This is a genomic window from Marinicella sediminis, from assembly GCF_002000055.1.
Lineage (GTDB): Bacteria > Pseudomonadota > Gammaproteobacteria > Xanthomonadales > Marinicellaceae > Marinicella > Marinicella sediminis.
This window is the reverse complement of record NZ_MVBD01000002.1, coordinates 320,710-334,448: the sequence shown is the minus strand read 5'-3', so window position 1 is coordinate 334,448 and position 13,739 is coordinate 320,710. Positions and strand designations below refer to the sequence as shown.

The window sequence follows — 13,739 nt, the reverse complement described above, 5'->3', positions numbered from 1 at the left end:
ACAGGGTTTCAAAGATCTGCAGCGATCGTTTGATTCCTGCCTGCATGTTTAGCCTGATACAAGGCTTTGTCCGCACATTTGACCCATTGATGAAAACTCGGTTTATCCGCAGTGATCTGACACAGACCAGCTGACAGAGTCACTGAAAAATCAGGGGCTTTGATGAGGTGGTGCATCTTGGCGGTTTTTTGACGCAGCTTTTCGATCCGATCAAAAGCTTGTTGTGGTGTGTAACCGGTCAAACAAACCAAAAATTCTTCTCCTCCGACACGCCCAGCCAGATCATTCTCACTGAATACGTCGCGACAATAATCGCCAAAAATTTTCAACACTTTGTCCCCCAGTGCATGACCAAACCGATCATTGATGTCTTTGAAATAATCCAGGTCAATCATCACCAGGTACATGGGTTGTTCTTTGTCCAGGTTTTTCAGTTTGTGTTTGATTGCGTAAATGGTGTTACTGCGGTTTCTCAGGCCTGTTAGCTCATCATAATTTGCCAGTTCATGTAAACGGGCACTTTGTCTGCGGAATTTGAAGGTAAAGTAAATCAGAAACAGCACCAGTAACAATGCACTGACCAGAAACAGCATGAGCAGTATGTTCTGTTGGTTTTTTATGGCCAGTTGCTGCTGTTGTAATTGGTTTTTTTGCGCCAGCAGCTGGTTCTCCTGTTCACTGGACTCAACTTCAAATATGGCCCTGATCTGATGTAATTTTTCGGCACTTTGTTGAGCCTCAAGTTCCTGAAGTTGTTTGACGGCATCAGTAAGCAGGTCATAAGCTTCTTCATGCTGGCCCCGGGCATCAAGGATGTTGGCCTGTTGTCTTTGGATGGCAATTTGTGAAAAAGGCAGCAATTGAGGGTCCACCTGTTGGGCGGCTGTCGTTAAATACTGTTCAGCCAGACCGAATTGTTTGGTTTGGGTGTATAACTGGCTTAACTGTATGTTGTTGTCGAACAACATGTATTGATTGCCGGCTTCGTTGAATCTTTGCCGGGCTTCCTGTAAATAAGATTCGGCTTTGTCATATTCCTGGAGGGATAAATGGTGCGTGGCCAACTCATTGAGTCCATAGGCAATGCCTTGCAGATCATTGATGGCCACAGCGATTTGGATGGATTCCTGCAGATAGGCTAATCCAGAGGCTGTGCGATCAAGGACCAGATGAGCCCGACCCAGTTCAAATAAGGCGATAGAAACCGCAAGTTTTTTATCTTTTTTGCGGTAATGGGCCAGTGTTTCCTGTAAATATGGCAGGGCAATTTCAAACTCATCACGGTATACATAAATGGCTGACATTTGGTTTGAAAAGTCTGCTTTGACCAAATCGGGCCCCTCGACAGGTGCCAGATCATAAGCTTCCTGCACCAACTGCAATGCCTGATTGTATTGATCGGTTTGAATGAGTAACTGACTGAGGATTAACATGGCATACAATCTGGTACCCAGGTCATTATTTTCTGCGCCCCAACGCTGAGCATCTTCTACCTTCGCCAGGCCTCTGATGCCTGTGCCGTTGCGATCCCAGGAGTCAACCAGGGCCAGGGAAAGCTGGTGGAACAGCCAGGGCTCCTCTTTTGAAGAAATCAAAGCCAGCCCCTGCTGGGCAGCGGTGGTCATTTTATTGGGGTAGTCAAGGTTGCCATAAAGCTGACTGGCGACCAGATGATGTTCGGCTTTTCTGGCGGCAGAAAAATCGACAGGATCCATTTCCTGCCAATATTGCAGGGCCTTTTGCGGCTGGTTTTCTGACAAATCCAGCAGGTCCTGATAGGCAGGGTTGAAGGCGCTGATCCTGGCCAGTCCGGCCAGTGAATAAAGCAGCAGACCCGTCCCCCAAATCATGTGCTTAAAATAAATGTTCATTGATACAGAATCACTCAGTTCTTGTGACTTCACGCATTGATCATACCACATCGAATCAGTGGTACATGGAAATTAAGGATGCCAGACAGGCAGGCAATGGCGTTGTAAGGAATATCAGGCAAAAAAAAACGGAATCCTGAGATTCCGTTTTAGCTGATTTTTTCAGAGCTGTATCACAGTGCAGTGATGTTTTCAGCCTGAGGACCTTTTTGTCCATCAACGATGTTGAATTCAACTTGTTGACCTTCTTGCAAAGTTCTGAATCCGTCTCCTTCTACGACAATGGCGCTGTAGTGTGCAAACACATCTGAACCTGACGCTTGTTGAATGAAACCAAAACCTTTTGACTCGTCAAACCACTTGACGGTACCTGTAACTTTTTCTGACATATGTATAACCTTAAATTAAAAAAAAACTGTTCGAGACCGCCCAATGCACAACTGGTCAACGATTTATGAATAAAGCTTTGAAAAGGAGATCTTAATTCAGGCGAGTATTCGAACAAGGTGAAGTCTATAGGTTGTGACAGGTTAAGTCAATGAAAAATAACGAACATCTGACCAGAAAGCGGTTATTTATAAGGTAAACCGCTTTCCTGAGCCTTCATATGCAGGATTTACATATTAGAGTAGTTGGGTCCGCCGCCGCCCTCTGGGGTTTCCCAATTGATGTTTTGTGAAGGGTCTTTGATGTCACAGGTCTTACAGTGCACACAATTTTGAGCGTTGATTCTGAAGACTTTTTGATCATTTTCTTCAATTACTTCATAAACTGCCGCCGGACAATAACGCTGAGCGGGCTCTGCCCATTCAGGCAAATTCACTGCAATAGGGATGCTGTGGTCTTTCAGTTGTAAATGACAGGGTTGATCCTCTTCGTGGTTGGTGCTTGATAAAAACACAGACGACAGTCGGTCAAATGATATTTCATTATCAGGTCGGGGGTATTCGATGGGCTGACATTCGCTGGCTGGTTTCAGTCTGGCATGGTCAGGAACCGGGTTTTTCCAGGTAAAAGGCAACTTGCCGGCAAAGATGTTTTGATCCAGATAGGTAAAAGCTGCACCAAAAAATGTGCCCATTTTGTTCAGTGCAGGCTCAAAATTACGGCTTTTCTTCAGTTCACTGTAGATGCTGGATGCTTCAATGTGAGCGGCATAACTGGTCAGTTCGCCAGAGACCTGATCATTCAGCAAGGCATCCCCAATACTTTGTGCAGCGATGAGGCCGCTTTTCAGAGCGGTGTGGGTACCTTTGATTTTTGCCGGATTTAAAAAGCCGGCTTCACAGCCCACCAGTAAGCCACCTGGGAACGTGAGTTTGGGCAATGACTGAAAGCCACCTTTGTTCAATGCCCGGGCGCCATAGGACACTCGCTTACCACCCTTGATGACCTGTTTGATGACCGGGTGTTGTTTCCATTGCTGAAATGTTTCAAATGGGCTCAGGTAGGGATTTTCGTAATTCAAAGCCACAACAAATCCCAGGGCGACAGTGCCTTTTTCAAGGTGGTACAGGAATCCTCCACCTTCGGTGTGATTATCCAGTGGCCATCCCAGGGTATGTACCACTTTGCCCGGGTCAGAAATGCTTTCGTCGATTTGCCAGACTTCTTTCAGGCCAATGCCATAGTGTTGTGGATCGGTGTCTTTATTAAGCTCAAAGCGGGCCATCAACTCTTTACCCAATGAACCCCGGCAACCTTCCGCAAATACAGTTTGCGGTGCCAGCAATTCGTAGCCGGGCTCGAAACTGCCTTTTTCATTTCCCTGGGCATCCACACCCATGTCACCGGTGATGATGCCTTTCACTTCACCATCCTCGCCATAAATCACTTCTTTGGCAGGAAAACCCGGAAAAATATTTACCCCCAGATTCTCAGCCTGCTCACCTAACCAACGACACAGTTTGCCCAATGAGATGATGTAATTGCCATGATTACGCATGGGTTTTGGAATCAGAAAGTTGGGTACTTTCCGGCCTTTTTCGAGACTTCTGAGGTAGTGAAATTCATCATCAGAAACTTCGGTTTTGACCGGTGCTCCCTGTGTCTTCCAGTCGGGGAAAAGTTCAGTCAATGCATCGGTTTCAATGACGGCTCCGGACATGATATGGGCACCAATTTCAGAACCTTTCTCAACCAACGCGATCTGCCAGTCTTTACCATGTTCCTGTGATAACTGTGCCAGGCGGCAGGCTGTCGCAAGGCCGGCAGGCCCTCCACCCACAATAACCACATCAAATTCCATCGATTCTCTGTTCATATTCTGTAACTCACAAATTTCATAATTTTCGACATGCCAGTCATGACGAGTTTGACTGGCTCGGGCAGTTCCACGCCACCGGCCTGTTTGGCATTTTCACCATGACGTATTTCATCCAACTGCATTTGTTTCAAAATGCTGATGGATCTGGCATCATCATCACCAATGTCTGTGATGTGATCCTGTAAATGAGATTCAACCTGACGTTCTGTTTCAATCACAAAGCCATAGCTGACAGCATCACCAAAGAAAGCCGCCAATGAACCGATGGCAAAGGAATGCAGGTACCACAATGGATTACTGATGCTGACCTGTTCACCGAGTTCATCCAGCCTGTTCTGGCACCAGTTAAGGTGATCATGTTCTTCTTTGGCAGCTTGTAACAAATGCTGTCTGGTCTGTTCATCACGGGCCATCATTGCCTGGCCGTTGTAAAGTGCCTGGGCACAGACTTCGCCGGTGTGATTGATGCGCATCAGACCCGCTATGTGTTTGGTACGATCATCACTTAACTTTGCCTCGTCAAGTGCTGCACCGGGAATGTTGTCGTTGGGGTCTGTCTGGTGATTCAATACTTTGAGCATGCGGTCAAATTCAATCATCAACCGATTGCCCAATGATTCGTTGGTCAGGTTCATTTCAGGTACTGTGATTTTTTGCAGACATTTTACCATTGATTCATCAAAATGAGATGAATTCTCAATATTTAACAGTTCGGAGGTTGCCATTTAAAACAAAACAGTTATATTACGCGGTTCCATTAAACATTGGTGAACAAATCATGAATAAAACCACCCTATATATGAGTCTGGCAGTGGCCAGCATGTGCTCAACGACTGTTTTGGCTGACGATCACGAAGGTGCCAAATGGTCAGGAACCGGCCAATTGGGCTTTTCCATGACATCGGGAAATTCCGACACGGAAAACCTGAGTGCCGGTCTGAAAGTGAAAAGAGAGTCTGATAACTGGGTCAGTGACCTCTCTCTGGATTTATTGCGCGCTTCCAACAATGATGTGGACACCGCTGAACGCTACACATTGAACACCAAAACCGGTTACAAATTTGATGACAATGATTATGCGTACTATGGTACCCGTTGGGACAAAGATAATTTTTCCGGTTTTGATTACACCATCACCACAACTGTTGGGTGGGGCCATAAATTTCATGACACCGAGACCTCCCGGCTGATCACTGAAATTGGTTTGGGTTATAAAACCGAGGCCATTGACGCTGATCGCAGTGAAAACAATGGTGCTGTCTTGTCTGGCAACCTGAACTACATGCGTCAGCTGACTGAAACCACTAAATTTGAAGATGTTTTGGTGGTAGAAGCCACAGACGACAACACCTTTATCCAGAACGACCTGGGTTTTTCATTCAAAGTCAGTGAAAAATTTGCCGTGAAACTGGCTCATCAATACCGTCACAATACCGATGCGCCAGCGGGTAAGGATTCCACCGATACATTGGTTTCTGCCAACCTGGTTTATGACTTCTGAAGATAAGGTCATTTATACCCCATAAAAAAGCCCGGAGAACCGGGCTTTTTTTGTGTTTAACGACAGCATGATCCGATCAGGTCAATTTGATTTTAGCAAATTTTCTTTTGCCTACCTGAAACACGTCGTGCGTGCCGGCCGGAAAAGTCTGTTTCGGATCGGCCACTTTTTCACCATTGATTTTGACTGCACCTTGCTTGACCATGCGGATGGCGTCTGAGGTACTGACACACAGTCCGGCATTTTTGAGTATGTGGGCAATTCCCATCACACCGTCTTCTGTCACCAGTTCAAGTTCATCAATGTCATCGGGAATGGCGCCTTTCTGGAATTGAGCTTTGAAGGCTGCCAGGGCTTGTTCTGCAGCAGCCTGATCGTGAAAGCGTTCAATCAGTTCCATGGCCAGGGCAAACTTAACGTCACGGGGGTTTTTGCCAGCGCCCACTTCTGTTTTGAGTTGTTCGATGTGCTGATTTGAATGGAAACTCAGCAACTCGAAATATCGCCACATCAAATCATCTGAGATGGACATGACTTTGCCGAACATGTCGGTGGGTGCATCATCAATGCCGATGTAGTTATCCAAAGACTTGGACATTTTGTTCACCCCATCCAGGCCTTCGAGCAGGGGCATGGTAATGACAATTTGAGGATCCTGGCCGACCTGAGCCTGCAGATGGCGACCCACCAACAGGTTGAATTTTTGGTCCGTTCCTCCCAATTCCACATCGCATTTAAGGGCCACAGAGTCGTAGCCTTGCACCAATGGGTACATGAATTCATGAATGGCAATGGATTGACCGCTTTTGTAACGCTTGTTGAAATCATCGCGTTCCAGCATGCGTGCCACATTATACTTGGCCGATAATTCAATCATGTCAGCAGCACTCATGTCTTTGAACCAATTTGAATTGAATTCAATGATGGTTTTCTCGCGGTCGAGAATTTTATAGATTTGTTCCTGATAAGTTTTGGCATTTTCCAGAACTTCTTCCCGGGTTAATGCTTTGCGGGTGGCGCTTTTGCCGGTCGGATCGCCAATCATACCGGTGAAGTCGCCAATCAGGAAAATCACTTCATGACCAAGGTCCTGAAACTGTTTCATTTTGTTGATCAATACCGTGTGACCGACATGGATGTCTGGTGCGGTGGGGTCAAATCCGGCTTTGACCCGTAATGTTTTGCCGGCTTTGAGCTTGGCTTCGAGCTCTTCCAGTTTGATCACTTCGTCGGTGCCACGACAGATTAAATCCAGGGCGTCTTGTACTGACATGTTGGTTAATGCGTTAAAAAGGGGTTAATTCTACAGAAAACAGCGGATATTTAGAACCTCAAATGAACCATTGGGGTAAAAAATAATCTATAATCTCAGTCAATCAAAGAATCCCGGTGGAAACAGCATTATCAAAGCGCAAGCCATACGTAAACAACGTCAAAACATCACTTTTGACCGACAACTGTCCCGCATAAAGGTGTTCATACAACGGCAACCCAAAGCCAAAAAACTGGTCATCCTGGTCATGGCATTGTTTGTTATGTATGCCATCTCAGACATCATTTCTGTCGATGCTGATGCCCACACAGAACGCCCACTCAGTCAGGCGTCTTTAGATATCCAGTTGCCGGACAGACCGTTGTTGAGTTTTGCTGAACGCGGCCTGGTGGGGTCCGAACAGTTCATTCATAAAGCCGTTACTGTACAAAAAGGGCAGACGTTATCGGGGATTTTTACCGACATGGGTTTGTCTCAGGCCTTGTTGCTTAAAATTGCTCATTTCAATGAAGACAGCAAGCGACTGGTGAAAGTCATGCCAGGAAATGACATTCATTTTACCCTGACTCCGGAAGGAGAGTTGACTCAGTTGCGCTATCAGGCTTCGGAATTTGAGGAACTGATCATTCATCATGACATGCAACAAATCTCTACTGAGATCATTACCCATGATCAACAGATCCGTTTGGTCAATGCACAGGGAGTGATCAGCAATTCATTGTTCGGTGCCGGTAAAGCCGCCGGTTTGACTGATAACATGGTCATGAAACTGGCCAATATATTCAGTTGGGATATAGATTTTGTGCTGGAAATCAGAAGCGGTGATTCATTCAGCCTGATCTATGAACAGGTGTATAAAAATGGTGATTACCTGACCGATGGCAAAATCCTGGCAGCTAGTTTCACCAACCAGGGTAAGACCTATGAAGCGGTTTATTATGAGGATGCTGATGGTGATGGCAGTTATTACGCACCAGACGGACGGGCCATGAAAAAAGCCTTCCTCAGGGCACCGCTGAATTTCTCTTACATCAGTTCCAACTTTAACCCAAAACGCAAGCACCCCATCACCAATCGAGTCAAGGCGCATCGCGGGATTGATTACCGGGCACCCACCGGTACACCGGTTTATGCCGCTGGTAGTGGTCGTGTGATCGAGGCCGCCTATAACAAATACAATGGCAACTACGTGTTCATTCAGCACCCCAATGGCATCGTTACCAAATACCTGCATTTTTCCAGGAAGGCGGTGAAAAAAGGGGCTCGGGTGAAACAAGGTCAAACCATTGGCTATGTGGGATCAACCGGACTGTCAACGGCCCCCCATCTGCATTATGAATTTATCTACAATGGCGTGCATCGCAATCCGCGAACAGTGTCATTGCCCAAGTCCAAACCGTTGTCGTCTGATCTGATGACCGACTTCATGAGTTATGCCACGCCACTGTTGAGTCAGCTCAGCCATCTGCAAGAACCTTTGGTGGCTGCCAACTGATGCTCTGCATTGGTGTGATGTCCGGCACCTCTTGTGATGGTGTCGATGTGGCTTTGGTTGATTTTGGGGTGCGACAAAAAACCCTGGCAACTCACTTCAAATGCTATCCTGATCATTTAAAAGCCACCTTGCACAAATTGATCAGTGAACAAAGTGCTGAACTGTCTGAGCTCAGCCAGCTGGATATCCGACTGGCCCGGTTCTATGCCGAAGTCGTTGGTGAGTTATTGGCAAGTCAACAAATACATCCTCATGAAGTATCTGTGTTGGGTCTGCATGGGCAAACCATCTATCATGACCCTGACCACACCCATGCCAATACGATACAGTGGGGTTCTGCTGCCATGGTGGCAGCACTGACCGGTATCGATACGGTCGCTGAATTCCGGCAAATGGATGTTGCTCTGGGCGGGCAGGGCGCGCCATTGGCTCCGGCATTTCATCAACACTTATTGCGCCTTATCAAACGGCCGGCTGCCATCCTTAACCTCGGTGGTATCGCCAATCTGACTGTCAGGAAAGGTCAGCATTTGATTGGGTTTGACACCGGACCGGCCAATTGTTTGCTGGATGGCTGGTGTGCCAGGCATTTGGGTGTAGACCTTGACTCAGGTGGACAATGGGCCGCACAAGGACAAGTCATTGCCGATTTACTGAGCCAATTGCTGGCCGATCCTTACTTTCAGCGGCAGCCTCCCAAAAGTACCGGCAGGGAGTTGTTTAACCTTGAATGGCTTGATGACATGCTTGCAGACCGGCAATACCGGGCAGTAGATGTTCAGCGGACCCTGCTGGCATTGACGGCTAAAAGTGTGGCCGCTGCACTGGAAGCAACCGAAGTTGTGGTTGATGAGGTGTATGTGTGTGGTGGTGGCGTGCATAACAGCGCCCTGATGAATGCTTTGTCAGATGAGCTATCTGTTCCGGTGTTGAGCACCGCCAGCTTAGGCGTAGCACCTGATGATGTGGAGGCGGTTCTGATGGCCTGGCTTGCATGGCAAAACAGTCAAAGAATGCAGACCGATTTGCGTGCTGTAACCGGTGCTGCTCAAGCCCATGTTTATGGCGTACTTCACAAATCGATCAGATAATAAAATCAATGACTTATCTGGATTTGTTAAAGTCTTTTTTGGTAATTAGCCAATGAATTCGACAATGATGGCAGTGATGTTATCCGAACCACCGTTTTCCAGGGCCTGTATCATCAGTTGATCACCAATCTCTTTGGGCTCCAGTGCTTTGCTCATGATTTCTTTGATGGTTTGATCGTCCACTTCTTCAGTGAGGCCATCGGTACATATCAGGAATTTATCATGCTTTTTGATGGTGCCATGTTTTTCTGAAATGACGATTTCGCTGTTGTCAGTGACACCCAATGCCTGAGTGACTACATTTCTGTGTGGATGTGATCTTGCCTGTTCTGCAGTGATCAGGTCCTGGTCAACCAATTCCTGAACATAGGAGTGGTCAGAGCTGATTGGCTCCAGGTGATTGTCAGAGAGCTTATATACCCTGGAATCTCCCACCCAGACACAATCAAAACGAGAGCCATTGGTTTTCAGCAGTGCAATGGTGGTGCCCATGGGTAAATCACCTGGTTTTTCCAGCGAGCTGTTAATGATTTCCTGATTGGCATCAAGAATGGCTTGTTTGATGGAAACGCCATCTTTGATGGCATGGAGGATGTGATCTCTGGCCAGTGCGCTGGCAATTTCTCCATGATCGTGACCGCCCATACCGTCGGCCACCAGAAATAACCCGGCATCCAAATCAATGCCATAGGTGTCTTCATTGTGATCCCGTTTGATGCCGGAATGAGAAGTATGTCCTAAGTTGATGTTCATTCAATAATTTTTTTTTTGATTATAGCACTGACCCTGACTCAATTAATTGTAGCATTTTGTTAAATGTTTTGTGAACACACAGAAAATGAGCATTGGTTCACATAATGGGTTTGTTCCAATGAGCAGCGGTGCGGTCTTTTTGCAACTTCCAGGCCATCAGTTGTTGGTAGGTCATGATGTTGTTCACGTAAATGACTGCGGTTCTGCCGTCGGCATTGCCAAACCTCAGCATAGGGGCCATGGCTGTGTTGTTCAACTGTTTTAAAAAGGGTTCAACATCCAGCCAGACATCCGGATCTTTTCCGGCACTTTGTGCCAGAATTCTGGCATCCTCCAAATGACCATAACCAATATTGTACGCCGCCAAAGCGAACAATGATTTGTCTGGTTCTTCAATGCGTTGTGGTATCTTGTTTTGCATGTTGCGAAAATATCGGATGCCACCAATCAGGCTTTGACGTGGATCAGTGCGATCTTCAATGTTCAGTTCTTCCGCTGTGGTGGCGGTCAGCATCATCAGGCCCTTGACGCCGGAGATAGAGACTGCATCCGGATCCCAGTGGGACTCTTGATAACTGATGGCAGCAAGCAACGCCGGATCAAAGCCTTCTTCTTCAGCCACTTCAAGTACCAGGTCTTTGATGTCAGGCCAGACGCTTTGCAGCTTATCAAAGAAAGTGACCGTATCGGCCACATCGATATCGGGGATGTGTTTCATCAGGTCATTCCTGAAGTTATTCAATAAACCATCCTTGCGTGCCTGTTGAATGAATTGATTCAAATGTAGGAGTAATTCTTCGCTGCGATACAGGTGGGTCATGAACACCACATCTTCTTTTGGAGAAAGTTGAATTGTTTGATAAATTCCCGGCACAAAATATTGATAAATATCAACAATTTCTGCGTCTGCAAAAGTGTAATCGAGGTCTTTTGAATTGATTTTTTTGATCAGCTCAAACAATGAGAACCGATTGGTCAACACAAGGTTTTTCGGTGAAAAGTCAGCCAGCTCATCAAGTAATTCAGCATAGCTGCTGTTACCGATCAATTCCCCCCGGGCTGGTTCGAAGGCATCCAGTGAGGTTTCATGCCGAAAATCAAAATGAGTCACCAGATTGATGGCTGTTTCACTGATGGGAGCAGAGAACTGATATGACATGGCCCGGGATTTGGTGCGTGATAAGTGGCCTCCTGCCAAATCAATTTCTCCGGATTCGAGGGCAGCCAACATGGCTCCATTGTTTTCAAAAACCACCGGTTCAAGTTGCAGGTTATTTTGTTCGCAAAAGGCTTTGAGTAACTGATGCTCATAACCAACCACATCATCTGTCACCCGAAAATATGACAACAATGAGATCCGGGTGCCGTATTTCAGCACACCGCGTTGTTCAATCAACTCCCATTGGGAAGTTTGTCGCAACGGGCTGAACAGCATCACGAAACCCAGCATGATGAACAACACCAGCAGGAGCTGTTGCAACAGCCTTTTGACATATGACTGTTTTATATCTTCATGGTCCGTCAATCGTCAAACCTGTGTCTTAATGGTTTCATTGTTCTTTTTCCCGCTGTCATTCTCATCAGTCTACATTATAATGACCCTTTTTAACGATTGGAAACAACACACATGAATCTGTCAGGATTTTTTTTGCGCTGGCTGTTTGCATTTATTCTGGTCTTTGCCACATACAACCCTTCCGGCTATTCATTGTACCATTGGATGATGCCATTGAATGACGCGCAGTTGCCGTTGAAAATACTGGCGGTGATTGTGGCACTGGGCTGTTATCTGTTCTATCTGTCAGCCACGGTCAAGTCTCTGGGAATTCTGGGGATTTTATTCGTGGTCGCCTTTTGTGGTACTTTGGTGTGGTTATTTGTGGATCAGGGTTGGCTTGATCTGAGTAATCCGGGGATCATGTCCTGGGTGATGATCATCACCATTTCAGTCATTCTGGGATTAGGTATTTCCTGGTCTCATTTCAAGAAAAAAATCACCGGTCAGTTTGACACCGATGAATTAGGAGAATAACCGATGAGTTTAGTCAGTACCCCCATGTCTGTGGGTGAATTGTTGGACAAAATCACCATCCTGGAAATCAAATCAGTAAAAATCACTGATCAGGATAAATTGAAAAACATCAATTATGAATTGCAATTGTTAAACCAAACCTGGCAGCAGACCGGATTGAAAAATGCCGATACAGATCGTTTGCAGGAAAGCCTTAAAGCAGTCAATCTGAGATTGTGGAAAATTGAAGATGATATTCGGATCAAAGAAAAAAACCGGGAGTTTGATGAGCAATTCATCGAGTTGGCCCGCAGCGTGTATTATCAGAATGATGACCGGGCCAAAGTAAAGAAAGACATCAACCTGCTCACTGGTTCAGACCTGGTGGAAGAAAAGTCATATCAATCCTACGAATGACAATCCAACTGCCTCAGAGCGGTGCGCTTGTAATGCCTGACCCTCAGCAGATATAATCATAGGTATGACTGAAGCCAACAAAACCGTGAGAAAAGAAAAGGAAATCATCATCATGGGTTTGAGCCTTACTTACGCCGTGTGTGTGGGTTTGTTTTCATTGATCAGGTATTTCAGTGAGGATTATGTCATTGCGGTGCTGGATCTGGTTCTGGCCCTGTTTGGCTTGTATGTATTTCTTCATGTTCTGAGAACCCGAACCACCGAGTTTCCAGCTTTGGCCATTGCCATCATTTCAGTGGCCGGAACCATCGCCACAATCATTCTCAAAGGCCCGGATCAGGTCTATTGGGCTTATCCTTCTGTGGCCCTGGTGTTTTACTTACTGCCAACACGACAGGCTTTGTTGTTGTGGTCTGTTTCTGCTGTGGTGATCTTGTTTTTGTTGATCGAACTGCCATTGATCAAGCTGGTTTCCATCGCCATGACATTATTCATCACCAGTTTTTTCTGTCATTTATTTTCCTCAAAAATGTATCAGCAGCATGCCCGCCTGAGGTTGATTGCCAATGAAGACGTATTGACCCGGGTCAAAAACAGGAGGGCTTTCAATCAGGATACCCTCAATCTTGGGAGCACCGATTCAGAGGTATCTGCCATCTTGCTGGATCTGGATAACTTTAAGCTGGTCAATGATTATTATGGTCATGCCACTGGTGACGACGTGCTTATTCAGGCAACCAAACTGGTGGCTGATTTGGTGGGCAATGAGGGTTGCTTTTACCGCATTGGCGGAGATGAGTTTGCCGTGCTGTGCCCAGGCTGTGATTTTGATCATGCTTACCAGTTGGCCAAGAACTTGCATGATGCCTTTGCCAGCAGTGAAATCAACAGCCAGTTTAAAATCACTTTGTCACTGGCCGTGGCACAAAAATACCAGGATGAGTCAGTCAGAGAGTGGCTGCATCGCCTTGACAACGCCTTGTATAAAGCCAAAAAATCCGGTCGTGATCAAATCGTCAAAGCCATCAGGTATTAGTGCCAGTGGTTGCACCGGTTGTCAG

13 protein-coding genes are annotated in these 13,739 nt (G+C 46.3%); 6 read left to right on the top strand and 7 right to left on the bottom strand.

The genetic code is table 11. The annotated features are described in order from the left end of the window. Positions 1–8: 8 nt before the first annotated feature. From B0475_RS03925 to coq7, 4 genes are all read right to left on the bottom strand, one after another. Positions 9–1,904: a tetratricopeptide repeat-containing diguanylate cyclase gene (locus tag B0475_RS03925; protein ID WP_157892689.1), complete on the bottom strand. Its 1,896-nt coding sequence runs from the start codon at positions 1,902–1,904 to the stop codon at positions 9–11. Positions 1,905–2,044: 140 nt separating this feature from the next. Then, positions 2,045–2,260 carry a cold-shock protein gene (locus B0475_RS03920; RefSeq protein WP_077410232.1) on the bottom strand — a complete coding sequence of 72 codons (216 nt, stop codon included), beginning with the start codon at positions 2,258–2,260 and terminating at the stop codon, positions 2,045–2,047. A 227-nt stretch (positions 2,261–2,487) separates the two neighbouring features. Continuing rightward, positions 2,488–4,134: an electron transfer flavoprotein-ubiquinone oxidoreductase gene (locus B0475_RS03915; protein WP_077410230.1), complete on the bottom strand. Its 1,647-nt coding sequence runs from the start codon at positions 4,132–4,134 to the stop codon at positions 2,488–2,490. Continuing rightward, complete coding sequence (gene coq7 / locus B0475_RS03910; protein WP_232781835.1) at positions 4,131–4,808, bottom strand: 2-polyprenyl-3-methyl-6-methoxy-1,4-benzoquinone monooxygenase; 678 nt, start codon at positions 4,806–4,808, stop codon at positions 4,131–4,133. The genes B0475_RS03915 and coq7 overlap by 4 nt, the downstream gene beginning before the upstream one ends. Positions 4,809–4,915: 107 nt before the next feature. Here coq7 and B0475_RS03905 point away from each other — a divergent pair, with 107 nt between their 5' ends. After that, on the top strand, positions 4,916–5,638 hold the full coding sequence (locus B0475_RS03905) for a DUF481 domain-containing protein (RefSeq protein ID WP_157892688.1): 723 nt from the start codon (positions 4,916–4,918) through the stop codon (positions 5,636–5,638). Between the two features lie 76 nt (positions 5,639–5,714). On the opposite strand, the gene tyrS is transcribed toward B0475_RS03905, so the two are convergent. Continuing rightward, positions 5,715–6,911: a tyrosine--tRNA ligase gene (gene tyrS / locus B0475_RS03900; RefSeq protein WP_077410227.1), complete on the bottom strand. Its 1,197-nt coding sequence runs from the start codon at positions 6,909–6,911 to the stop codon at positions 5,715–5,717. A gap of 199 nt (positions 6,912–7,110) precedes the next feature. Between tyrS and B0475_RS03895 the strand changes: the two genes are divergently transcribed. Together B0475_RS03895 and B0475_RS03890 are read left to right on the top strand one after the other, a co-directional pair. Then, a complete protein-coding gene (locus tag B0475_RS03895) occupies positions 7,111–8,406 on the top strand; it encodes a peptidoglycan DD-metalloendopeptidase family protein (protein WP_077410225.1) in 1,296 nt (431 codons plus the stop codon). Next, positions 8,406–9,497 carry an anhydro-N-acetylmuramic acid kinase gene (locus tag B0475_RS03890; RefSeq protein WP_077410224.1) on the top strand — a complete coding sequence of 364 codons (1,092 nt, stop codon included), beginning with the start codon at positions 8,406–8,408 and terminating at the stop codon, positions 9,495–9,497. The genes B0475_RS03895 and B0475_RS03890 overlap by 1 nt, the downstream gene beginning before the upstream one ends. 45 nt (positions 9,498–9,542) lie before the next feature. On the opposite strand, the gene B0475_RS03885 is transcribed toward B0475_RS03890, so the two are convergent. Continuing rightward, positions 9,543–10,250, bottom strand: coding sequence for a PP2C family protein-serine/threonine phosphatase (locus tag B0475_RS03885; RefSeq protein WP_077410222.1), 708 nt, complete (start codon positions 10,248–10,250; stop codon positions 9,543–9,545). A gap of 97 nt (positions 10,251–10,347) precedes the next feature. After that, positions 10,348–11,730 carry a membrane-bound lytic murein transglycosylase MltF gene (mltF, locus tag B0475_RS03880; RefSeq protein ID WP_157892687.1) on the bottom strand — a complete coding sequence of 461 codons (1,383 nt, stop codon included), beginning with the start codon at positions 11,728–11,730 and terminating at the stop codon, positions 10,348–10,350. Positions 11,731–11,877: 147 nt separating this feature from the next. On the opposite strand from mltF, the gene B0475_RS03875 reads away from it, so the two are divergent. The 3 genes from B0475_RS03875 to B0475_RS03865 all read left to right on the top strand — a co-directional run bounded on the left by B0475_RS03875 (position 11,878) and on the right by B0475_RS03865 (position 13,714). Further along, positions 11,878–12,282, top strand: coding sequence for a DUF6524 family protein (locus B0475_RS03875; RefSeq protein WP_077410218.1), 405 nt, complete (start codon positions 11,878–11,880; stop codon positions 12,280–12,282). A gap of 3 nt (positions 12,283–12,285) precedes the next feature. After that, complete coding sequence (locus B0475_RS03870; protein ID WP_077410216.1) at positions 12,286–12,678, top strand: DUF6165 family protein; 393 nt, start codon at positions 12,286–12,288, stop codon at positions 12,676–12,678. A 64-nt stretch (positions 12,679–12,742) separates the two neighbouring features. Further along, positions 12,743–13,714, top strand: a complete 972-nt coding sequence (locus B0475_RS03865; RefSeq protein ID WP_077410214.1) for a GGDEF domain-containing protein — start codon at positions 12,743–12,745, stop codon at positions 13,712–13,714. Positions 13,715–13,739: the final 25 nt, after the last annotated feature.